Origin of the sequence: Roseococcus sp., from assembly GCF_965227005.1 — a bacterium.
Classification (GTDB): domain Bacteria; phylum Pseudomonadota; class Alphaproteobacteria; order Acetobacterales; family Acetobacteraceae; genus Roseococcus.
On sequence record NZ_CBDDFJ010000017.1, the window covers coordinates 111,934 to 134,000 of the forward strand.

Here is a 22,067-nt window from a genome sequence, read left to right on the forward strand (position 1 = left end):
ATGGATTTCTTCGAAGCGATCGAAGTCGTGAAGCGCGACTGGCTCGGCCATGTGCGCGTCACGCAGGATGACGTGTCGCCCAGCATGCTGCGCCGGATCTCGGCCATGCTGGACCTCGACCCCGACGCCTTCCCGCGCGGGGCGAAGCTGCCGCCGCACTGGTTCTCGTTGTTCTGCTGCGATTCCGCCCGGCAAGGCGAGCTCGGCCCCGACGGCCACCCCAACAAGGGTGTGATCCTGCCGCCGATCCCCCTGCCCCGCCGCATGGGCGCGGGCCGGCGCGTGCGCATCCCCGGCGCGCTGCACGTGGGCGATGCGCTGGTGAAGAAGTCCGAGGTGGCGGCCATCGAGCCCAAGCAGGCGCGCACCGGCCTCCTCTGCGTGCTGACCCTGCGCAACACCTTCGAGGTGAACGGCGAGACCGTCGCCGTGGACGAGTTCGACGCGGTCTATCGCGAGGCCGTCCCCGTCGGCACCAAGTCGCCGGTCAATGAGGGTACGCCCGCCCCGGCCGAGGCGGCCTGGTCCGAGCGGAAGCACCTGCCGCCCACGCTGATCTTCCGCTACTCGGCCGTGACCTGGAACGCGCATCGCATCCATTACGACGCCGACTACGCCCGTACCGAGGAGGGCTATCCCGCCACGGTCGAGAATGGCGGGCTGACCATGCAGCTCCTGCTGGATGCCGCCGTGAAGAATGCGCCCGGCCATCGCCTGGTCGGTCTCGGCGCGCGGCTGACGCGGCCAATCTACGTCGGCGACACGATCACTCTGGCCGGCACGGGTCTGAAGGACGGCAGGATGGACGCCTGGGTGGCCGACCACGCCGGAAAACTTTGCGCGCAGATGGAGCTGGAATTCGCATGAGTGGCCCCCTTGCCGGCGTGAAGGTGGTGGACCTCACCACCGTCGTCGTCGGCCCCATCTGCACGCGCACCCTGGCCGACCAGGGGGCGGAGGTCATCAAGGTCGAGGCGCCGGGCGGCGACATCCTGCGCTTCCTGGCGGCCGGCAGCCGCACCCCCGCGATGAGTGGCAAGTTCATCAACTTCAACCGCAACAAGCGCAGCATCGGGCTCGACATCAAGCAGCCCGAGGGGCTCGCGGCGATGAAGGCGCTGATCGCCGAGGCGGACGTCTTCGTCACCAATGTCCGCCCCCAGGGGCTGGAGCGCGCGGGGCTGGACTTTCCCGCCCTCTCGAAGGCGAACCCGCGCCTCATCCATTGCGGCATCGTCGCCTTCGGCCGGGGCGGACCCTATTACAACCGCCCGGCCTACGACCCCATCATCCAGTCGCTCTCGGGCGTGGCCGGCACCTTCGAGCGCGCGACCGGCGAGCCGCGCTTCGTGCCGATGGTGATGACCGACCACACCACCGGCCTCATCGCCGCGCAGAGCGTGGGCTTCGCGCTCTATCGCCGCGAGAAGACCGGCGTGGGCGAATCCATCGAGGTGCCGATGTTCGAGAACATGGCGAGCTTCGTCATGAGCGAGCATCTGGGCGCCTCCACCTTCGACCCGCCGGAAGGCCCGACAGGCGACGCCCGGCTGCTCTCGCCCGACTATCGCCCGCTGCCGACGCTCGACGGCCACATCACGGTGCGGCCGAACAACAACAAGCAGGCCTTCGCCTTCTTCGACGCCGTCGGGCGCCCGGAGCTGAAGGAGGACCCGCGCTTCCGCACCGCCCTCACCCGCACCGAGAACGCGGCCGACTACTTCACCGTGCAGGTCCAGGCGCTGGTCACGAAGACCACGGCGGACTGGCTGGAGATCTTCGCGAAGGCCGACGTCCCGGCAGGCCCCTACAACACCATCGATGACCTGCTGGACGACCCGCATCTGAGCGAGGTCGGCTTCTGGCATTTCGACGAGCATCCGACCGAGGGACGTATTCGCCGCACGCGGGTGGCGAATACCTTCAGCGGCGGCATGCGCGAGGAGACCTTGCCCGCGCCGCAGCTCGGCCGGAACACACGCGAGGTTCTCGCTGAGATGGGCTACGACGAGGCGCGGATCACGGCGATGCTGGGGACGGGCGCGGCCTTCGAGGGCGTCGCCTGACCACCTCAGGAGCAGCCGCGAGGGCGGATGCAGTTGCGATACCGCGGGAGGCAGAGCCGCTTGCAATCGGCCGGCTCCCGCGGCGCGGCCGCCGGGCTGGAGGGCGGATCGCCCGCCGCCGGCCGGGCGACCGGCGCGGGAGCAGGCGGCGGCGTCTGCGCCAGGGCGGGAAGGCCCGCCGCGACCACGAGCAGCGCGGCCAGTCCTGTCCGTCGCCTCGTCCGCCGCATGGGCTGTTCCTCCTCTTCCGTTGCCATGCTGCCCAGCGTCGGCGGTCCTGACTAGAATATTTCCGAAATCCATCGTCCTGGAGTGACAACCATGCCCGCGCCCAACTGGCGTTCCCTGCTGTTCGTTCCCGCCACCGCCGAGCGCTTCGTCGCCAAGGCCCATACGCGCGGGGCCGACGTCATCATCCTCGACCTGGAGGACAGCATCCCCCCCGGCGAGAAGCAGGCCGCGCGCGACGCCCTGCCCGCCGCCGCGAAGATGGTGAGCCAGGCCGGCGCCCAGGTCTGCGTGCGCATCAACCGCCCCATGGAGATGAGCATCGGCGATATCGCCGCGGCCGTGATGCCCGAGGTCTCCGCGCTCATGCTGCCCAAGCTGATGGGCCCGGAGCATGTGAAGCTGCTGAGCGAGGTCGTCGCGGCGCGCGAAGCCGCGCTGGGCCTGCCGCACGGACACACCCGCTTCATCGGCGTGGTCGAGACGCCCCAGGCCCTGCCGCAGCTGCACGCCATCGCCCATGCCGACCCGCGCATGGCCGCGCTGGGCATCGGCAGCGAGGACCTTGCCACCGAGCTGGAGGCCGAGCCCGGCGCGGACAGCATGTATGTCTATGCCATGCTGACGGTCGCGGCCGCGCGCGGCGCGGGCATTCTGCCGCTGGGCTCGGTCGGCGCCTTCGCCGACTTCTCGGATCTGGAGGGCTACCGGGCCTCGCTGAAGCGCTCGCGCAAGCTGGGCTTCGGCTGCACGGCCTGCATCCACCCGCTGCATGTGCCCATCATCAACGAGGAATATGGTCCCTCGCTCGCCGATGTGGATCGGGCGCGCCGGCTCATCGCCGCCTTCGACCAGGCGCTGGCCCAAGGGTTGGGCGCCGTGGCCTTCGAGGGCGCGATGATTGACCTGCCGGTGGTGGATCGGGCGCGGAAGGTGCTGGCGCGCGCGCGGTGAGCGAGGTCCGCCCTTTCCTGATGTTCCAGGGCGGCCATGCCGAGGAAGCGATGAACCTCTACGTGTCGCTCTTCGAGGACGGAGAGATCCTGGCCATCCAACGCTACGGCCCAGGCGAGCCTTCCCCGGAGGGCAGCGTGCTCCGAGCACGCTTCCGGGTCGGCGGCCAGGACATCCATTGCATCGACAGCCCGGTGCGGCACGGCTTCGACTTCACGCCCTCCGTCTCGCTCTTCGTGAATCTCGACTCGCCCGAGGAGCTCGACCGGATCGCGGCCGCCCTGGGCGAGGGCGGCGAGTTTCTCATGCCGACGGGGGATTACGGCTTCAGCCCGCGCTTCGCCTGGGTGAACGACCGCTTCGGGGTCTCCTGGCAGCTGAACCTCGCCTGAGGCAACTTCGACTTCCTGGGGCCATCTGTGCCGTTAAGGCTCGGCCCAGCGCCGCAGCAGGTTGGCGTGGCTCTTGGCCAGCAGGTCGAAGGTCGCGCTCTTGCCCTCGCGGCCGAAGACCTGCTGACGGGCGGTGTCGAGGTCGAAGAGGATCTCCCGCGCCCCCGCATCGCGGACCAGGCTCTGTGCCCAGGTGACGGCCACCCGCCGCTCGCCCGAGGTCACCTCCGCCACGCGATGCAGGCTCGTCGCCGGATAGGCGATGGCGTCGCCGGCGCCGAGCCCGAAAGGCCTGCTCGCCGGCCGGATCCTCGATCACCAGCTCCCCGCCTTCGTAGCTCAGCGGATCGACGAGGAAGACCGTCACCGCCACATCGCTGCGCCAGGGCCTCCGCGCCCATCAGTGCGTCATCGACATGCGTGCCGTAGGAGTCGCCCAGGCCGTAGCGGGCGAAGAGCGGCGGGCGATCCGCCGGGGCTGCACCGCGGCCCGGAAGACCGGTGCTGGCGCAGGGCCTCGGCCACCAGCGCGCCGGCCTGGCGCGCGCCCGCATGGCCGGCCGCCCGCCTGGGCGGTTCGCCTTGACGAGGCGGGCAATGCCATCCGGCCGTCGCGGCGCCGTCCACGAACTCCGCCGTCGCGAGGAGGTCGTCGGACGCGCTTGCGCTGGGCCTCGTCGAGAACTTGGGAAAGACAGAGAATCATGGCCACATGCTAGGGTGACAGGGTGGGATGCGGAAATGATCGGGCGGCGGGTTTCCACCAGAATGTGGCTTGGCCTGGGGCGTTTTCACGCTGGCGGGCGCTTCCGCCAGCGCGCAGACGCCCCCCTCGCTGCCGAACATCCCGGCCGTTCCGACCGCCCAGGGCGGCGAAGGCGGTGAAGGCGGCATCGACCCCGAGCTGGCCTCGCGCGATTCCGGTCGAGTTCCTGGTGGCCATGGACGTGATCGCCGCGCATTACCTCGCCGGGCGCGATATCTACACGCCTCGGCGAGCCCCAGGCGGCCGGCGAGATGTTCGCCCACCCCATCGCGGAGGTCTATTCCGAGCTGGAGGAGGTGCTGACGCGCCTCGGCGTCACCCCCTTCCGCGCGGAGATGGAGCGCGCCTCGACCTTGGCGCTCGACCGCGCATCCCTGCCCGTGGTGGAGCGCGCGGCCGCCGCCGTCCTGGCCGCGCTGATCGCCGCCGAGGCCAAGGCGCCGAGTCCGGGCGGCATCGCCAAGGTCCAGACCATCGTCATCGCCGCCATGGCGGATCGCGCCGCGCAGCAATATGTCTCGGCCCTGCGGGAGCCGGACCGGCTGGAGCCCTATCTGGACGGCTATGGCCTCTACCGGGCCGCGGCCGCCCGCTTCGCGCGGCTGGGCTCGGCCTTGCGGACGGACGGGCTCGGCCCCGCGCTGCCGGCGATCGAGGCGGTGCTCGCCGCCCTGGCCCGCGCCTATCCGACCGCGACCCGGCCGGCCTCCCCCGTTCCGGCGGCGCCGCTGACGCAGGCGGCCGAGCGGCTGCACCAGATCTTGAACTGACACCCCTTCGGCCATCGGCCGTCCTGGGCCCCTTCGGCCAACGGCCGTCCTGGGATAGAACGCTCGCATGCTCGATCTCTCCGGTCGCCGGATCGTTTGTCTCGGCGACGTCATGCTCGACCGTTTCCTCTATGGCGACGCGAGCCGGCTCTCCCCGGAGGCGCCGGTGCCGGTGGTGCGCCTGGGGCGCACGCAATCCATGGCCGGGGGCGCGGGCAATGTGGCACGCAACATTGCCGCCCTCGGCGGACTGCCGGCGCTGATCGGCCTGGTCGGCGAGGATGCCGAGGCGACGGAGCTGGACGGCCTGCTCGGCGGCGCGGCGCGGCTCCTGCGCACGCCGGGGCGGCGCACCACGGTGAAGCTGCGCGTGATCGCCGGCCGCCAGCAGATCGTGCGCGTCGATGACGAGGTGGTGTCCGAGGCCAGCGCCGCCGAATCCGACGCCATCGCCGCCACCCTGGCCCAGGTGCTGGCCCAGGCCGATGCGCTGATCCTCTCGGATTACGGCAAGGGTGTGCTGACGCCGGGGGTCATCGCGCTGGCGATCGGCGCCGCCCGCGCGCGGGGCATCCCCGTCATCGCCGACCCCAAGGGGCGCGACTTCTCCCGCTATGCCGGCGCGGCCTGCCTCACGCCCAATGCCCGCGAACTGGCCGAGGCCTCGGGCCTGCCGGTGGGCTCGGACGCCGAATGCGAGGCCGCGGCGCGCGCCGTGATGGCCGAGGTGGCGGTGGACGCCGTGCTCGCGACCCGCAGCGAGAAGGGCATGATGCTGGTCTGCCGCGACGCCCCGGCCGTGGCCCTGCCGACCATGGCGCGCGAGGTTTTCGACGTCTCGGGCGCGGGCGACACGGTGATCGCGACGCTGGCTCTTTCGATCGCGGCCGGGATGGACCTGGAGGCGGCCATGCGCACGGCCAATGCGGCAGCCGGGGTGGTGGTGGGCAAGCTCGGCACGGCGACCTGCTCGGCGGCGGAGCTCGACCACGCGTTGCGCGAGGCCGAGGGCGCCACGGGCGAGATGCTCGGCTGGCCGGCGGCGCAGCGCCTCGTGCAGTCCTGGCGGGATCAGGGGCTGGTGGTGGGCTTCGCCAATGGCGTCTTCGACGTGCTGCATGCGGGCCATACGCGGATGCTGCGGGCGGCGCGGGGGCATTGCGACCGGCTGGTGGTGGCCTTGAACGCCGATGCCTCGGTGAGTCGCCTGAAGGGGCCGACGCGGCCGATGAACCCACTGGCGGATCGCGTGGCGGTGATCGCGGCGCTGGCCTCGGTCGATGCGGTGGTCGCCTTCGAGGAGGACACGCCGCTGGAGGCAATTTTGGCGCTGCGCCCGGACCGCCTGTTCAAGGGTGCGGACTACCGGATCGACCAGGTGGTCGGCGCGACGGAGGTCGCCTCCTGGGGGGGGCGGACCGAGCTGCTCGAACTGCTTCCCGGCCGCTCCACCACCGGCCTCCTGGACCGCGCCCGTGGTTAAGGCCGCGCGCGTCCTTCTACTTCTGCTCTGCGCCCTGCCGGCCCAGGCCCAAAGCTGGTCCACCACCCCCCGCCCCTCGTCAGGCCCGGCCCGCGTCATCGGCACCACCGGCCTGGGCTGCATCGCCGGCGCGGTCGAGCTTCCGCCCGAGGGCCCCGGCTACCAGGTCGTCCGCCTCTCGCGGAACCGCAACTGGGGCCATCCCGACCTCATCCGCTTCATCCAGTCCTTCGCCCAGCGTTCGGGCCAGGACCTCTGGATCGGCGACCTCGGCCAGCCGCGCGGTGGGCCCATGCCCTTCGGCCATGCCAGCCATCAGGCCGGGATCGACGTGGACATCTGGCTCGACCTCAGCCGCAAGCCGGCGATGAGCCGCCCGTCGCGGGAGAACATCCCCGAGACCTCGCTGGTGCTGCGCGACCAGTCGGCCGTGGACCCGGCACGCTTCACCGAGGCGCATGCGCGGCTGATCCGCCTCGCCGCGAGCAGCTCCGGCGTGGAACGCATCTTCGTGAACCATGGCATCAAGCGCAGCCTTTGCGCCCTGCATCGCGGCGAGCCCTGGCTGCATTTCGTCCGCCCCTGGTTCGGGCATGACAGCCACATGCATGTGCGCCTGCGCTGCCCGGCCGGCTCGCCCGACTGCCGTCCCGGCCCGGCGATCCCGGCCGGCGACGGCTGCGATGCCGGGCTCGACTGGTGGCTGAGCGACGCGGCACGGCATCCCCGCCCTCGCCCGCCCGGCCCGCGCCCGCAGCTGCCGGCAGCCTGCATGGCGGTGCTGCAAGCTCCCTGAAAACTAAGGAAACCGTTCCATGTCCTATGAAGGCATCCGGGCGCGCCGCCCGCTGATCATGGGCCGCCGCGGCGCGGTGGCGACGAACCATCCGGTGGCGACCGCGGCAGGGATGGACGTGCTGCGCGCCGGTGGCACGGCGGCGGACGCGGCCGTGGCGATCTCGCTGACGCTGGGCGTCGTCGAGCCGCATATGTCGGGCCTCGGCGGCGACGGCTTCTATCACCACTGGTCGGCGAAGACGGGCCGCGCGGAGACCTATGCCGGCACGGGGCAGGCGCCGGCCGCGGCGACCATCGCGCGGTATCGCTCCGAGGGTGGCATCCCTGTCTTCGGAGCGCTTTCGGTGCAGACGCCGGGGAAGGTCGCGGGACTCGCGGCACTGCATGCCGCGCATGGCGCGCGGCCCTGGGGCGCGCTGTTCGGCCCGGCGATCGAGGCGGCGCAAGACGGCTTCGCCGCCACCCATGCGCTGCGCCATTTCATCGGCGAGAACCGCCGCCGCCTGGAATCGGACGCGATCAGCGCGGCGACCTTCCTGCCCGGCGGCGCGGTGCCCGGACTCGGCGCGCTCATGAGGCAGACCGCGCTGGGCGAGACCTTGCAGCGCCTCGCCGCCTCCGGCGCGGAGGAGTTCTTCACCGGCCTCGTGGCGCGGGACGTCGCGGCGGACATGGCGGAGGCGGGCACCCTGGTCGCGGCCGGGGATCTGAGCGCGGTGAGACCGCGGCTCGCGCCGCCCATCAGCATCTCTTGGCGCGGCTTCGAGGTGCGGCAGACGCCCGCGCCCTCCATGGGCTTCGCCATGCTGCAGATGCTGAAGATCGTGGAGGGCACCGACCTCGCGGCGCTCGGCTGGGGCAGCGCGGCGCTGATCCATCGGATGGTGGAGGCCAAGAAGCGCGCCTTCCTCGACCGCGAGGCGGAAGCGGGACGGGAAGCGCCGGATTTCGCGACGCTGCTCTCCGGCGCTCGCGCCGCCTCCCATGCGGCGGCGATCGGCGAGCGCGCCGCGCATCTGCCGGTGCGCGCCCTGGCCGAGGCCGACACCACCTATTTCTGCGTGGTGGACGCGGAGGGGAACGCGGTCTCCGGCATCCAGTCCCTCAATTCGGCCTTCGCCTCGGGGGTGACGGGCCGGCGCACGGGCATCCTGTTCAACAACCGCATGTCCTATTGGCATCTGGACGAGGGGCATGCCAACGCCCTCGCGCCGGGACGCCTCGTGCGGCACACCATGAACGCGCCGATGGTGATGAAGGACGGCAGGCCCTGGATGGTCTTCGGCACGCCCGGCGCCGACAACCAGGTGCAGGTCAACTTCCAGGTGCTGGTCGCCTGCGCCGTCTTCGGCATGGACCCGCAGCAGGCGCTGGAGGCGCCGCGCTGGACCTCCTCCCAGCCCGGGCAGGAATCCAACTACCCCCATGCGGGCGGCGACGTGCTGACGGTCGAGCGCGGCCTCGGCGAGGCCGCCATCGCCGGGCTGCGCGAGCGTGGCCATGAGGTGAAGGTGGTCGGCGACCTCGAAGGCGCGTGCAGCGTCGAGGCGATCCGTGTGCTGGACAACGGGATGCGGATGGCGGCCTCCGACCCGCGGCGGGATGGCTGGGCCGGAGCCTGGTAGGGTAGCGGGCAGCTTCCCTGAGCCGCGGCGGCGGGCTACCCCTACCGACCATGCAATTCCCCATGATCGACCCCATCGCGATCCAGATCGGGCCCCTGGCCATCCGCTGGTATGCGCTCGCCTATATCGCGGGAATCGTGCTGGGCTGGCGGCTCATGCGGCGGCTGGTGGTGGCCGAGCCGAAGATGGCCACGCCCGAGCAGGTCGACGACTTCGTCACCTGGGCGACGCTGGGCGTCATCCTCGGCGGGCGGCTGGGCTACGTGCTCTTCTACCGGCCCGGACATTACCTCTTCCATCCGCTCGAGGCGCTGATGGTCTGGCAGGGCGGCATGTCCTTCCATGGCGGGCTGCTGGGCGTGGTGGTGGCGACGGTGCTGTTCTGCCGCAGCCAGAAGCTGAACATCCTGGGCTTCGGCGACCGGGTGGCGATCGTGGCGCCGATCGGGCTGTTCTTCGGGCGCATCGCCAACTTCATCAACGGCGAGCTCTGGGGCCGCGCGGCCGACGTGCCCTGGGCCATGGTCTTCCCCGGCGACCGGATGCAGATCCCCCGCCACCCGAGCCAGCTCTACCAGGCGGGTATGGAAGGCCTGCTCCTCTTCACTTTGCTGATCGTGCTCTGGAGCTTCCCCGCAAACCGCCGGCGACCCGGCTTCTTCCTGGGCGCGATGGCGGCCGGCTATGGCGTGGCGCGCATCATCGGCGAGTTCTTCCGCGAGCCCGACGCCAATCTCGGCTTCCTCTTCGCGGGCGCGACCATGGGGCAGCTGCTCTCGCTGCCGATGGTGCTGGTCGGCGCCTTCCTCATCTGGCGGAGCCGGCGGGCCGCGATCTGATGGAACGGCTCGACGCCTTCATGGCGCGCGCGGCCGGGGCCTATTACGCCCGGGGCGAGGGCATCGGGCGCGATTTCACGACCGCGCCCGAGATGAGCCAGGCCTTCGGCGAGTGCCTGGGCCTCTGGGCGGCGGTCACCTGGCAGGCGATGGGCGCGCCGGGGCGCGTGGTGCTGGCGGAACTCGGACCGGGCCGCGGCACGCTGATGGCCGATGCGCTGCGAGCGGTGGACGAGATGATGCCGGCCTTCGGCCAGGCGGCCGAGGTCCATCTGGTGGAGACCTCGCCGATGCTGAAGGCCGAGCAGGCGCGCCGGCTGGGCGGGCGGGTGGCCGCCTGGCATGCGGATGTCGCGACCCTGCCGAACGGCCCGGCGATCGTCCTGGCCAATGAGTTCTTCGATGCCCTGCCGATCCGGCAATTCGTGAAGCGGCCGGGCGGATGGCGCGAACGCTTCGTGGCGAAGGCTTCCTTCGTGGAGCAGGATTGCGATCACGCCGAGGAAGCGCCCGAAGGCGCGATCCGCGAGATCTGCGAACCGGGCCAGTCCATCGTGGAAGCCCTGGCCTCGCGGCTCGCGGTCCAGGGCGGCGCCTTGCTCGCCCTCGATTACGGCCCGGCCGAAAGCGGCTTCGGCGATACCCTCCAGGCCCTCCTTGGCAACGACCGCGCCGACCCCCTCGCTGCCCCCGGCGAGGTGGACGTCACGGCCCATGTGGACTTCGCGGCCCTCGCTTCGGCGGGCCGCGCCGCCGGAGCCGCCGCGCATGGCCCGCTTCCCATGGGCCTCTTCCTCCAGCGCCTGGGCCTGATGGCCCGCAGCGCCATGCTGGCCCGGATGAAGCCCGCCTCGGCCGGGATGGTCCTCTCGGCGGCGCAGCGCCTCGTCGCGCCAGAGGGGATGGGCCGGCTGTTCAAGGCCCTGGTCCTCGCCCACCCTTCCCTCCCCACACCGGCCGGATTCGAGTCCTGATGGCGGAATTTCTCACCCACCCCGCGCTTACCGCGCGGCACGGCTTCTTCACCCGGCGGGGCGGCGTCTCGACGGGCGCCTATGCCGAGCTGAATTGCGGCTTGCGCGGCGACGACCCGGCCGGGAACGTCGCCGAGAACCGTGCCCGCGTGGCCCGCGCTTTGGGCGCCGATCCAGCCGATCTGCGCTCGCTCCGTCAGGTCCACGGCCCCGTCGTCGTGGAGGCCTGCGCGCCGTGGGATGCCCTGCCCGAGGCCGATGGCATGGTGACGCGGACGCCCGGCGTGGCACTGGGCGTCATCACCGCCGATTGCGCCCCCGCTTTGTTCCTCGACCCCGAGGCCGGGGTGATCGGTGCGGCCCATGCCGGCTGGCGCGGCGCCGTCTCCGGCGTGCTGGAGGCGACCGCCGAGGCCATGATCGCGCTCGGAGCCGCGCGCGGGCGAATCGAGGCGGTCATCGGCCCCTGCATCGCCCAGGCCAGCTACGAGGTCCGCGCCGATCTGCGCGACGCCGTGGCCGATCCGCGCTTCTTCGCCCCCGGCCGCGACGCGGGGTATTTCCAGTTCGACCTTGCGGGCTATTGCGTGGCGCGCCTCCAGGCGGCGGGCATCGGCGCCTCGGCGCTGAACCTCGACACCCTCTCCGACGAGGCCCGCTTCTTCAGCCATCGCCGCCGGACGTTGGCGGGCGGCGGTCCGCTGGGGCACCAGATCTCCGCCATCGTGCTATGAGCGAGCCATGCACTACATCTTCCTCTTCACGCTGCTGCTGATCCTCGGGGGCATGGTGTCCTGTGTCCTGGTCTAGACCCCTCCTCCTGGCGCTGACGCTCGCGCTCGGCGCCTGCAGCAGCGCGCTGACGCCGCATTGGGGCAATCCCGGCGCGGCCTCGCGCCAGCTCGCCATCCCTCTCGCCGTGCGCCTGGCCATTCGCCCGCCGCCCGAGGCGCTGCTGGACGACGCCGCCGCCGGCCGGCTCGCCGATGCCATGGCGGCGGGGCTTCAGGGCGTGGACGTCCCGGCCATCGCCACCGTCACGCCCCTGCCGCTGGACTGGAAGCTCGACATCACGGCCCAGCTTCGGGGGGCGAACGTCCTGCCGCGCTTCGCCATCCGCAACGCCGATGGGCAGGAGCAGGGCGCGGTGGAGGCCATGCCGGTGCCCGCCCGCAGCTGGGCCGAGGCTTCGCCCGAGACGATCCAGGCCGTGGCCGCCCAGGCGACGCCGCGCGTCACGCAGATGCTGCTCTCGGTCCAGGCCGCGCGCGCCTCGGCCAGCCCCGAGGCCATCTTGGCCGGGCCGCAGCGGCTGCGGATCATCCCCATCACCGGCGCTCCGGGCGACGGCAACACCGCCCTGATCTCGCGGCTGCGCAGCTTCCTGGGCAATCAGGGCTACGTCATGCAGGAGACGGCCGAGGGCGCGGCCTTCGCCGTGACGGCGCAGGTCAGCGTCGTGACGGTCAATCCCGCGACCCAGCGCGTCGAGATCCAGTGGATCGTCTCCCGCCGCGACGGGCACGAGCTCGGCCGCGTGGTGCAGCTGAACGACGTGCCGGCCGGCTCGCTCTCGCGCTTCTGGGGCGACGTCGCCTATGTGGCGGCCGAGCAGGCGGCGGGCGGCGTGCAGACCATCATCCGCAACGCCTCGACTCCCGGCTGAGGCTTTCGGATACCCGCTGAGGGCGGGGGAGATGCGCCCCCTGGTCAAGTTTACATGACGTCCCATGGCGGCTATCGCTTCGCCGCCAGCCAAGGGATGACATGGCCCGATGAAGATCGTCGCTTGCAACAGCAACCTGCCTTTAGCGAAGGCGGTAGCCGACAAGCTGGGTATGCCGCTCACGAACGCCTCCGTCCGCCGCTTCGCGGACATGGAAGTCTTCGTCGAGATACACGAGAACATCCGCGGTGAGGATGTCTTCGTGATCCAGTCCACCAGCTACCCCGCCAATGACAATCTGATGGAGCTGCTGATCACGCTCGACGCGCTGCGCCGCTCCTCGGCGCGACGGGTGACGGCGGTGCTGCCCTATTTCGGCTATGCCCGCCAGGACCGGAAGAGCAGCCCGCGCTCGCCGATCTCGGCCAAGCTGGTGGCTAACCTCATCACCCAGGCCGGCGCCGACCGCGTGCTGACCATGGATCTGCATGCCGGCCAGATCCAGGGCTTCTTCGACATCCCCGTCGACAATCTCTACGCCGCGCCGCTCTTCTCGCGCGACATCCAGACGCGATTCGCCGGCCGTGACCTGATGGTCGTCAGCCCCGATGTCGGCGGCGTGGTGCGCGCGCGCACCATCGCCCAGCAGATCCATTCGGACCTCGCCATCATCGACAAGCGCCGCCCCCAGGCCGGCGTCTCCGAGGTGATGAACGTCATCGGCGACGTGACCGGCCGCGACTGCATCATCATCGATGACATCATCGACAGCGGCGGCACGCATTGCAACGCCGCCCAGGCGCTGATGGACCACGGCGCGCGCTCGGTCAGCGCCTATGTGACGCACGGCGTCTTCTCGGGCGGCGCGGTGGCCCGCGTCGAGAAGTCGCCGATCGAGACCATGATCGTGACCGACAGCATCGCCGCCACCTCGGCCGTGCAGGATGCGACGAACATCCGCCAGCTTCCCATCGCGCCGCTTCTCGCCGAAGCTATGCGTCGCATCAGCGAGGAGAGGTCGGTCTCGTCGCTGTTCTGCTGACCTGAAGGAATCTGCATGAAGCTCTTCTACGGACCCGGTGCCTGCTCGATTGGCATCCACGTGATCCTGGAGGAGCTCGGCAGCCCCTTCGACACCCAGGCGGTCTCCACGCGCGACGGCTCCGTCCACAAGCCGGAATATCTGGCGATCAACCCCAAGGCCAAGGTACCCGCGCTCCTGCGCGACGATGGCACCGTGCTGACCGAATTTCCGGTCATCGCCTGGTGGCTCGCGAAGTCCAACCCCGCGGCGGGGCTGATCCCGGCCGATCTCGAGGGCGAGGCCCGCACCCTCGAATGGCTCGACTACCTTTGCGGCACCGTGCACCCGCAGGGTTTCACCCGGCAGTTCCGCCCCGGGAATTTCGGGAAGGACGAGGCCGACCATCCCCGCGTCGTCGCCCAGGGCAAGGCCATGTCCGAGAACTACCTCGCGCTGATCGAGGGCAGGATCGCCGGCGATCCCTGGCTGCTGGCCTCCGGCTATTCGGTGGCCGATGCCGGGCTGTTCTTCCTGGAACGGTGGTGCGTCGGCCCGCTGGGCATCGCCCTGCCGCCGAAGATCGCGAAGCATTACGAGGCCATGAAGGCCCGCCCCGCCGTCCAGCGCGCCGTCGCGCGTGAAGCCGGCTGAACCCGCAAGAAGGAAACGTCCCCATGAAGCTCTTCTATGCCCCCGGCGCCTGTTCCCTCGGCATCCACGTCCTGCTCGAGGAGAGCGGCGCGCCCTATCAGGCCGAATGGCTGAACATCCGCGAAGGCGCGCAGTTCAAGCCGGAATTCACCGCGATCAATTCCAAGTCGAAGGTGCCGACGCTCCAGAAGGACGACGGCTCGGTCATCACCGAATTCCCCGCCATCGCCTTCTGGATCGCGGCGACGAATCCGGGCGCCAAGCTCATGCCCGCCACGGCGGACGGTCAGGCGAAGGCGCTGGAGGCGACCGACTATGCCGTCGCCACCATCCACATGCAGGGCTTCTCGCGCATGTTCCGCCCGGTGAATTTCGCGCCGGCCGAGGGCGACCATGAGGCCGTGAAGGAAAAGGGCCGCGAGATCTTCGTGAAGGGCCTCGCCTGGCTCGACAAGGCGCTCGAGGGCAAGGACTACGTGGCCGGAGACTTCTCCTTCGGCGATGCCGCGCCCTTTTACGTCGTCTTCTGGGCCAAGGAGCGCCTGAAGCTCGACCTGCCGGCCAATGTCGCGGGCTTCTACAAGCGCATGCTGGCCCGTCCGGCCGTGGCCAAGGTCATGGCGGCAGAAGGCCTCGTGGCGGCTTGATCCTCTACGTCTCCACGCGCAGCGGCAGCCTCGCGGCCCGACTTGGCCTGGCCCTGTCGGGCCTGGCCGGCGAGGTGCGGGAAATCAGCCTGCGCCAGGGCGAGGGCCGCACACCGGAATACCTCGCCATCAATCCGAAGGGCCAGGTTCCGACGCTGGTGCTGGATGACGGCCAGGCCCTGACCGAGACGCCGGCCATCCTGCTGGCGATCGGCGAGATGGCGCCCGGGAGCGGCCTCATTCCCAGCGAGCGCCTGGCGCGCTGGCGGGTGATGGAGTGGCTCTCCTGGGGTTCGTGGCATGTCTCGCGCAGCCTCAACCCCGCGCTCGGCCCTCACCGGTTCGGCCCCGCCTCGGCCGAAAGCGAGATCCGCGCCTCGGCCATCGGCCGCGTGGAGGAAATGCTGGCCCATATCGACCGCGGCCTCGAAGGCCGCGACTGGATCGTCGGCGATGCGGTCACCGCCGCCGACTGCTACATCGCCTTGATCACGGTGCTCGCCGGCTTCCTCGGCGTGGTGCCGCCCGATGCGCTCCTGGCCCATCGGAAGCGCCTTTTCTCCCTCCCTGTCCTCGCGGACACGCTCGCAGCCGAAGGGTTCGCCGCATGAGCCTCAATCCCATCCCCTTCTGGTTCCTCCGTCATGGGGAAACCGACTGGAACGCCGAGGGGCTGAGCCAGGGCAATGTCGATATCCCGCTGAACCAGGTCGGCGTGATGCAGGCCAGGCGGGCGGCCAGGACCATGCGCGTGGTGCCCATCAAGACGATCATCTCCTCGCCGCTGAGCCGCGCCAAGGACACGGCCGATATGGTCGCCGAAGCCCTCAAGCTGCCGGTCCTCGTCGACGAGGATCTGCGCGAGGTGAATTTCGGCGAGCAGGAAGGCAAGCCGATGGGCGACTGGTACGACGACTGGATCGCCGACGCCTACACGCCCCCCGGCGCCGAGACCTTCGCCCAGCTGCGCGCAAGGGCCGTGCGCGCCATCAACCGCGCGACCGCGCTGCACGCCCCCGTCCTGGTGGTGGCCCACGGCGCACTCTGGCGCGCCTTCCGCTATGAGGCCGGGATGCCGGCCAATGTGCGCACGCCCAATGCCCTGCCGCTGCAGGTGAAGCCGGACGGCAAGGGCAGCTGGACCATCGACGCCCTCGAGCTCGTCCCGGAGTTCTGACCCCATGGCGAAGGCGGAACCCGGTTGGCAGATCATCCGGGGCGGCCGCCTCGCCGATGCCTCGCTGCGACGGGCCGCCTTCGCCGATATCCTGATCCAGGACGGGATCATCCGTGAGGTCGGCGAGAACCTCGCCGCCCCCGAGGGCGCGCGCGAGGTGGATGCCCGCGGCTTTCTTCTCCACCCCGGCCTGATCAACGCCCATACCCATGGCCATGGCGGCCTCGGCCGCGGCCAGGGCGACCGCTGGAGCCTGGAGACGCTCCTCGCCGCCGCCCCCTGGGTCGGGGGCAATCGCGCGCTGTCGGACAAACGGCTCTCCGTCCTGCTTTGCGCGGCGGAGATGGTCGCCAAGGGCTGCACCACCGCCTACGACCTCTGCTCCGAGATGCCCCTGCCTTCCGTCGAAGGGCTGGACGCGGTGGCCGATGCCTATGCCACCGTCGGCATGCGCGCCGTGGTGGCGCCGATGGTGGCGGACCGCTCGCTCTACGAGGCGATCCCCGGCCTGCTGGACGCCCTGCCCGACGACCTCCGCCGCCAGGCCGAGAAGATCAGGCTGCGCCCCTGGCAGGAGACCCTTGCCGCGATGGAGGCGGCGCTGCGCGGCTGGCGCTGGAATGCCCAGGACATCCGCTTCGCCGTGGCGCCCACCATCCCGCATCACTGCACGCGGGAGTTCCTCTGCGGCTGCCGCGACCTCGCGCGGAAATACGAGGTGGGCGTCCAGACGCATGTCGCCGAAAGCAAGGTCCAGGCGCTGGTGGGCCTGCAAAGCTACGGCATGACGCTGACCCGCTACATGGACAGCCTGGGCCTCGTCGGGCCGCAATTCACCGTCGCGCATGGCATCTGGCTGGATGACGACGACCTGCGGCTGCTCGCCGATCGCGGCGCCTCCATCGCGCACAATCCCGCCTCGAACATGAAGCTGGGCAACGGGATGTTCCGGCTGAAGCGCGCGCTGGATCTCCGCGTGAATGTCGGGCTGGGGACGGATGGCGTCACCAGCGGCGACAATTCGAACATGTATGAGGCGATGCGGCTCGCGGCCTTCGTCTCCCATGTGCAGACGCCGGACACGCGCGCCTGGGCGACGGCGGAGCAGGTCTATGAGGCCGGCACGCTGGGCTCCGCGCGGGCGGCCGGCTTCACCGATATCGGCGCGATCGCGCCGGGGATGAAGGCGGATCTCGTCTTCCTCGACCTCGTGACGCCGCATTGGATGCCGCACAACGCCACGCTCAACCAGATCGTCCATGCCGAGGACGCGACCGCCGTGCGCCACGTGATGATCGGCGGACGCTTCGTCTATCGCGACCGCCGGCACACCCTGCTCGATATGGCGAAGCTGGCGGCCGAGGCCGAGGCGGCGCGCGACCGGCTGGATGCGGCCAATGCCGATCAGAAGGCACTGTTCGAACTTCTGGAGCCGGTGGTGTCCAGCTTCTGCTCGGGGCTGGCGGCGCGCCCCTACCATCTCTCCCGCTACATGTGCGACGCGCCGGATTCGGGCGTCTGATCAGTAGAAGAAGCGCTCCTCCACGATCATGCCGTCCTCATCGACCGTGTAGAGCCCGACCTCGGTCATCTGCACGCGCTGGCCGGATGCCTTCACGGTCACGTCGATGCGCATGGTCAGGGCGAACTGGTCCTCGTTGACATAGGGCCCCTCTACCTCGAAGGCCTTCACCTCATGCGCCGCGTACCAGGCGGCGCCCTTGGCAGCGACGGCCGCCTTGCCGTGGACGGCGCGCGGCTCGCCCATGGCCTCGATGCTGGAGACGTCCTCGTGCCAGAAGCGCTCGGCCGCGCCGTGGAAGTCGCCCTGCTTGAGCAAGGCGGTGAAGGTCTCGGCGGTGGGTCGGATGTCGATCACGGGCGTGTTCCTCCAGGGCGTTGCACGGAAGGATAGGCCCAAAGCGGCCTCAGCGGTGTGAAGCTTGCATCACGGCTAGGTCGTGTGGACAGTTATCGTAGCCACAGGATGGTAGCAGCGAGAGTGACGACGCTGAGGTAGTTCCTCGCGGTTTTCTCGTAGCGAGTGGCGACGCGGCGGAACTGCTTAAGCTTGGAGAAGCAGCATTCGACCAGATGGCGCTGGGCGTAGCGGTGCTTGTCGAGCGGGTATTTGCGGGCACGCGACGGGTTGTTCGGGATGACGGCGATGGCGCCTTTGTCCGCGATCGCCTCGCGCAGCGGGTCGGCGTCGTAGGCGGCATCGGCCATGACGACATCCGCGGGAAGGCCCTCGATCAGAGCGTAGGCCTGCGGGCAATCGCCGCGTTGCCCGCCGGTCAAGGCGAATCGAACAGGGACGCCCAGGCCTCGGACGGCCAGGTGGATCTTGGTGCTCAGGCCGCCGCGGGAGCGGCCAAGGGCCTGATCTTCAACCCCCCCCTTTGGGGCGCCGGCGGCGTGCTGGTGGGCGCGGATGATGGTGCTGTCGATGATCAGATATTCGAAGTCAGGATCGTCCGACATCGCTTCGAAGATGCGCCGCCACACGCCTTTGTCGCTCCAGCGGCTGAACCGGCGAAACACGCTGTTCCACTCGCCGAAGACGTAGGGCAGGTCGCGCCAGGGCGAACCCGTTCGCACGATCCACAGCACGCCCTCGACGAACATGCGGTTGTCGCGGCCGGGTTGAGCCCTTCTGGTCGGGCCGACCGATGATCAGCGGCGCCATCCGCTCCCACGCCGCGTCGCTCAACACCAGACGATCCAGAACGCCCAAGGCCGCCTCCCCAAAGGCAGCCTTGAATCACCCAACCAACGTTTCGGGAATCCCTAGAGTCCACACGACCTAGAGCCTTCTTCGTTCGCTAGGGCTCGCTTCGAAGTCTCTAGCTCTTTGTTTTTTCGAGCATCTTTACGCGACCAGACGATTCCGTCTGATCGGGTGATCCTCTAGAGCAGCCCGCCCAGGACCTGCCCGCCCGCCATGGGCCGCGGCACGCCCGTGGTGTCGGGGAAGCTGATCGGCAGGCCGCGCGCCGTGCGGGCGGCGAGGACCGCGAAGCACTGGGCCTCCAGCGCATCGCCGTTCCAGCCGGTGACCTCGACCGGGCGAACGGGCTCGCTGAGCGTCGCGGACAGGGCGCGCATCATCGCCGGATTGCGCCGCCCGCCGCCGGCGACGAGCCATTGTAGCGGCGGCTCGGGGAAGTGCCGCGCCGCGGCCGCCACGCAGACGGCGGCGAAGGCGACCAGCGTCGCCGCGCCATCCTGCGGCGAGAGATCATGCGCGCCGGCATCGCGCAGCGCCCGATCGAAATCGAGCCGGTCCAGCGACTTGGGCGGCTTCTGCGCCAGATAGGGATGGGCCATCAGCCGGCCGAGCACCGCGCCGTCGGCCTGGCCGGCAAGCGCGAGGTTCCCGTCCTTGTCGTAGTCCCGGCCCAGCGAGCGCTTGGCCCAGTCGTCGAGCGGGCCATTGGCGGGGCCGGTGTCGAAGGCGAGCAAGGCGCCATCCGCGCCCAGATAGGTGACGTTGCCCACGCCGCCGAGGTTCAGCACCGCGAGCGGCTTGGGCAGCCCGGCCGCCAGGGCCGCATGGGCGATGGGCACCAGCGGCGCGCCCTGCCCGCCCGCGGTCACGTCGGCGGTCCGGAAGTCATAGGCGACCGAGAGCCCCGTGGCGCGGGACAGCGCCCGCGCATCGCCGATCTGCCAGGTGTAGCCGCGGGAATTCAGGCCATCGCCGGGGCGGATCGGGCGATGAAGGATGGTCTGGCCATGGAAGCCGACGAGCTCCGCCTCCGGCAGCCCAGCCCGCGCCGCCTCGATGGCGATTCGCGCCACCGCCGCCGCGTGCCGGTCGGTCAGCCGCGCGGTGCAGTCGAGCAGGAAGGGATCCTCGGCCGAGATGGTGGGCGCGAGCTCCAGCAGGCGGCGCAGGTCCCGGCGCAAGGCAGGCTCATAGGGCAAGGTCACCGTGGGGCCGAGCTGGCCCACCCGCTCGCCGTCGGTTTCCACCCAGGCAGCATCCACGCCGTCCAGCGACGTGCCGCTCATCAGCCCCACGATTCTCAACATGCGACGATTGTGCTACGCTCCACGGCCAAACGCCAACCGGGTCCCAGTTCCATGTCCGATTTCCTCGACGTCATCCGCGAGCGCGGCTTCGTCCACCAGATCACCGACGAGACCGCGCTGAAGGCCGCGTTCCAGGCTGGGCCGGTGACCGGGTATATCGGCTTCGACGCGACGGCCGACAGCCTGCATGTCGGCCACCTCGTGCAGATCATGCTGCTGCGCTGGCTGGCCAAGACCGGCAACCGCCCGGTGGTGCTGATGGGCGGCGGCACGACCAAGATCGGCGATCCCTCGGGCCGCGACGAGACGCGCCTGATCCTCACCGAGGAGCGCATCGAGGAGAACAAGGCCGGCATCCGTCGCGCCTTCACCAATTTCCTCGATTTCGGCGACGTGCCCGGCACGGCCATCATGCTCGACAACGACGAATGGCTGGCGCCGCTCGGCTACATCCCCTTCCTGCGCGAGGTGGGCCGCCATTTCAGCGTGAACCGCATGCTCAGCATGGACAGCGTGAAGATGCGGCTGGACCGCGACCAGCCGCTGACCTTCATCGAATTCAACTACATGCTGCTGCAGAGCTACGACTTCGTGGAACTGCGCCGGCGCCATGGCGTGACGCTGCAGATGGGCGGCTCCGACCAGTGGGGCAATATCGTCATGGGCACCGACCTGGTGCGCCGGATGGACCAGAAGGATGCCTTCGGCATCACCGCGCCGCTCATCACCACGGCCTCGGGCGCCAAGATGGGCAAGACCGCGGCGGGCGCGGTCTGGCTGAACGCCGAGCGCGTCTCGCCCTATGACTACTGGCAGTTCTGGCGCAATGCCGAGGACGCCGATGTGGGCAAGTTCCTGGCACTCTTCACCGACATGCCGATGGACGAAGTGCGCCGGCTGGCCGCGCTTGAGGGTTCGGAGATCAACGAGGCGAAGAAGATCCTCGCCACCGAGGCCACGTCGCTGCTGCATGGCCGCGCCGCCGCGGAAGAGGCCGCCGAGACGGCGCGCCTCGCCTTCGAACAGGGCGCGGCCGCCGATACGCTTCCCGCCATCACGGCCGCCCTGCCCGCGATCCTGGCCGACCTGCTGGTCAGCGCCGGCCTCGCGGCCAGCAAGGGCGAGGCCCGTCGGCTGGTGGCGCAGAACGGCATCCGGCTGAATGACGAGGTCGTGAGCGACGCCCAGCGCGCCGTGACCGCCGAGGACCTGCGGGACGGGTCGGCCAAGCTCTCGGCCGGGCGAAAGAAGCACGTCCTCGTCCGGGAATCCTGAGGGTTTCGGCCCTCAGTGGCTGACGGAGACGTTGCCCGTGAAGCTGAACGGGTCCTTGGCGCCGGTCGTCGAGAACTGACCCTGCGGCAGGAGCTCGGCGAGGGTGTTGCCCATCTGGTGGGCCTCCGCGACGCTGCGGGGGCTCATCATGTTCACCACCACGCCGAGGCGGTGGCCGGCCTGCTCGGAGACGTTCACGGGGTCGTTCTTGACCCGGAAGTTCACGATGCGCGGCCTCTTGCGCAGATACATCGCCTCCACGCCTGCGACCGCGCTGACCGCCGGCGCCGAGAAGGTGACGGCAGCCACGCCCGTATGCGCGGCCGACATCTGCGCGAGGCCGCCGCCCAGCGAATGGCCGGTGAGGATGAGCGGCTTGTCCTGGACCGTCCGCTGCGCAAGCTCGGTGAAGGAGATGGCCCAGTGCTTCTGCTTGGCGAGAAGCGTCGTCGCATCCGCCGCGAGGGAGGACAGGCCCACGCCCAGCAGGCCCACGACCGGCGAGATCGCCCCGAAGCGGGTCATCGTGCCGCCGGCATTCCCTGCCGTGTTGCCCCCAAAGGCCAAGTCGGCCTTCCAGTCGACACCGCCCTCGGTGGTTTCCGAACCGGCGAAGGACAGGACGAATTCGATCTGCCCCCCGACGGAGCGCATGTACAGGGCGGCATGAAACCCGCATCCGTCTTCGCGACGC

General features: G+C 70.2%; 25 protein-coding genes. 19 read left to right on the forward strand and 6 right to left on the reverse strand.

The window, feature by feature from the left end; genetic code table 11:
* Positions 1-867 (forward strand): FAS1-like dehydratase domain-containing protein, encoded by an 867-nt coding sequence (locus ACO057_RS07055; RefSeq protein ID WP_421990038.1) that lies wholly within the window; start codon positions 1-3, stop codon positions 865-867.
* Complete coding sequence (locus ACO057_RS07060) at positions 864-2,066, forward strand: CaiB/BaiF CoA transferase family protein (RefSeq protein WP_421990040.1); 1,203 nt, start codon at positions 864-866, stop codon at positions 2,064-2,066. Before ACO057_RS07055 ends, ACO057_RS07060 begins: the two co-directional genes overlap by 4 nt.
* Before the next feature lie 5 nt (positions 2,067-2,071).
* Here the strand turns inward: ACO057_RS07060 and ACO057_RS07065 are convergent, their stop codons facing one another.
* On the reverse strand, positions 2,072-2,296 hold the full coding sequence (locus ACO057_RS07065; RefSeq protein WP_421990042.1) for a hypothetical protein: 225 nt from the start codon (positions 2,294-2,296) through the stop codon (positions 2,072-2,074).
* A 91-nt stretch (positions 2,297-2,387) separates the two neighbouring features.
* Between ACO057_RS07065 and ACO057_RS07070 the strand changes: the two genes are divergently transcribed.
* Together ACO057_RS07070 and ACO057_RS07075 are read left to right on the forward strand one after the other, a co-directional pair.
* A complete protein-coding gene (locus tag ACO057_RS07070; protein ID WP_421990044.1) occupies positions 2,388-3,248 on the forward strand; it encodes an HpcH/HpaI aldolase/citrate lyase family protein in 861 nt (286 codons plus the stop codon).
* On the forward strand, positions 3,245-3,640 hold the full coding sequence (locus ACO057_RS07075; RefSeq protein WP_421990046.1) for a VOC family protein: 396 nt from the start codon (positions 3,245-3,247) through the stop codon (positions 3,638-3,640). Before ACO057_RS07070 ends, ACO057_RS07075 begins: the two co-directional genes overlap by 4 nt.
* A gap of 33 nt (positions 3,641-3,673) precedes the next feature.
* Here the strand turns inward: ACO057_RS07075 and ACO057_RS07080 are convergent, their stop codons facing one another.
* A complete protein-coding gene (locus tag ACO057_RS07080) occupies positions 3,674-3,874 on the reverse strand; it encodes a hypothetical protein (protein WP_421990048.1) in 201 nt (66 codons plus the stop codon).
* A gap of 783 nt (positions 3,875-4,657) precedes the next feature.
* Between ACO057_RS07080 and ACO057_RS07085 the strand changes: the two genes are divergently transcribed.
* The 14 genes from ACO057_RS07085 to ACO057_RS07150 all read left to right on the forward strand — a co-directional run bounded on the left by ACO057_RS07085 (position 4,658) and on the right by ACO057_RS07150 (position 17,582).
* Positions 4,658-5,176 (forward strand): hypothetical protein, encoded by a 519-nt coding sequence (locus ACO057_RS07085; protein ID WP_421990050.1) that lies wholly within the window; start codon positions 4,658-4,660, stop codon positions 5,174-5,176.
* Between the two features lie 67 nt (positions 5,177-5,243).
* The gene (gene rfaE1, locus ACO057_RS07090; RefSeq protein WP_421990052.1) at positions 5,244-6,659 is read left to right on the forward strand and encodes a D-glycero-beta-D-manno-heptose-7-phosphate kinase; all 1,416 of its coding nucleotides are present in this window, start codon (positions 5,244-5,246) and stop codon (positions 6,657-6,659) included.
* A complete protein-coding gene (mepA, locus tag ACO057_RS07095) occupies positions 6,652-7,455 on the forward strand; it encodes a penicillin-insensitive murein endopeptidase (protein WP_421990054.1) in 804 nt (267 codons plus the stop codon). Before rfaE1 ends, mepA begins: the two co-directional genes overlap by 8 nt.
* Positions 7,456-7,474: 19 nt before the next feature.
* Positions 7,475-9,082: a gamma-glutamyltransferase family protein gene (locus tag ACO057_RS07100; protein ID WP_421990056.1), complete on the forward strand. Its 1,608-nt coding sequence runs from the start codon at positions 7,475-7,477 to the stop codon at positions 9,080-9,082.
* Positions 9,083-9,144: 62 nt separating this feature from the next.
* Positions 9,145-9,921 carry a prolipoprotein diacylglyceryl transferase gene (gene lgt / locus ACO057_RS07105; RefSeq protein WP_421990058.1) on the forward strand — a complete coding sequence of 259 codons (777 nt, stop codon included), beginning with the start codon at positions 9,145-9,147 and terminating at the stop codon, positions 9,919-9,921.
* Positions 9,921-10,895 (forward strand): class I SAM-dependent methyltransferase, encoded by a 975-nt coding sequence (locus ACO057_RS07110; protein ID WP_421990060.1) that lies wholly within the window; start codon positions 9,921-9,923, stop codon positions 10,893-10,895. Before lgt ends, ACO057_RS07110 begins: the two co-directional genes overlap by 1 nt.
* Entirely contained in the window at positions 10,895-11,629 is a 735-nt protein-coding gene (locus ACO057_RS07115) for a polyphenol oxidase family protein (RefSeq protein ID WP_421990062.1), read from the forward strand. The genes ACO057_RS07110 and ACO057_RS07115 overlap by 1 nt, the downstream gene beginning before the upstream one ends.
* Positions 11,630-11,691: 62 nt before the next feature.
* Complete coding sequence (locus ACO057_RS07120; RefSeq protein WP_421990064.1) at positions 11,692-12,561, forward strand: hypothetical protein; 870 nt, start codon at positions 11,692-11,694, stop codon at positions 12,559-12,561.
* A 109-nt stretch (positions 12,562-12,670) separates the two neighbouring features.
* The gene (locus ACO057_RS07125; protein ID WP_421990066.1) at positions 12,671-13,603 is read left to right on the forward strand and encodes a ribose-phosphate pyrophosphokinase; all 933 of its coding nucleotides are present in this window, start codon (positions 12,671-12,673) and stop codon (positions 13,601-13,603) included.
* Between the two features lie 15 nt (positions 13,604-13,618).
* Positions 13,619-14,236 (forward strand): glutathione S-transferase family protein, encoded by a 618-nt coding sequence (locus ACO057_RS07130; protein ID WP_421990068.1) that lies wholly within the window; start codon positions 13,619-13,621, stop codon positions 14,234-14,236.
* Positions 14,237-14,259: 23 nt separating this feature from the next.
* Entirely contained in the window at positions 14,260-14,883 is a 624-nt protein-coding gene (locus ACO057_RS07135) for a glutathione S-transferase family protein (protein WP_421990070.1), read from the forward strand.
* Complete coding sequence (locus ACO057_RS07140; RefSeq protein WP_421990072.1) at positions 14,880-15,494, forward strand: glutathione S-transferase family protein; 615 nt, start codon at positions 14,880-14,882, stop codon at positions 15,492-15,494. Before ACO057_RS07135 ends, ACO057_RS07140 begins: the two co-directional genes overlap by 4 nt.
* A complete protein-coding gene (locus ACO057_RS07145; protein WP_421990074.1) occupies positions 15,491-16,060 on the forward strand; it encodes a histidine phosphatase family protein in 570 nt (189 codons plus the stop codon). Before ACO057_RS07140 ends, ACO057_RS07145 begins: the two co-directional genes overlap by 4 nt.
* Positions 16,061-16,064: 4 nt before the next feature.
* Positions 16,065-17,582 (forward strand): amidohydrolase family protein, encoded by a 1,518-nt coding sequence (locus ACO057_RS07150; RefSeq protein WP_421990076.1) that lies wholly within the window; start codon positions 16,065-16,067, stop codon positions 17,580-17,582.
* Here the strand turns inward: ACO057_RS07150 and ACO057_RS07155 are convergent, their stop codons facing one another.
* The 3 genes from ACO057_RS07155 to ACO057_RS07165 form a co-directional block, all read right to left on the reverse strand.
* Positions 17,583-17,939, reverse strand: coding sequence for a SnoaL-like domain-containing protein (locus ACO057_RS07155; RefSeq protein WP_421990078.1), 357 nt, complete (start codon positions 17,937-17,939; stop codon positions 17,583-17,585).
* A 92-nt stretch (positions 17,940-18,031) separates the two neighbouring features.
* Positions 18,032-18,797, reverse strand: a protein-coding gene (locus ACO057_RS07160) for an IS5 family transposase (protein ID WP_421990080.1) whose coding sequence is annotated in 2 segments (ribosomal slippage) — positions 18,032-18,703 and positions 18,705-18,797 — 765 coding nt in all. Because the reading frame shifts where the segments join, the coding sequence is not laid out codon by codon here.
* Positions 18,798-18,970: 173 nt separating this feature from the next.
* Complete coding sequence (locus ACO057_RS07165; protein WP_421990604.1) at positions 18,971-20,095, reverse strand: anhydro-N-acetylmuramic acid kinase; 1,125 nt, start codon at positions 20,093-20,095, stop codon at positions 18,971-18,973.
* Positions 20,096-20,149: 54 nt separating this feature from the next.
* Between ACO057_RS07165 and tyrS the strand changes: the two genes are divergently transcribed.
* Entirely contained in the window at positions 20,150-21,373 is a 1,224-nt protein-coding gene (gene tyrS / locus ACO057_RS07170) for a tyrosine--tRNA ligase (protein WP_421990082.1), read from the forward strand.
* A gap of 12 nt (positions 21,374-21,385) precedes the next feature.
* Here tyrS and ACO057_RS07175 read toward each other — a convergent pair whose 3' ends face one another.
* Complete coding sequence (locus tag ACO057_RS07175; RefSeq protein ID WP_421990084.1) at positions 21,386-22,027, reverse strand: lipase family protein; 642 nt, start codon at positions 22,025-22,027, stop codon at positions 21,386-21,388.
* Between the last annotated feature and the right edge of the window lie 40 nt (positions 22,028-22,067).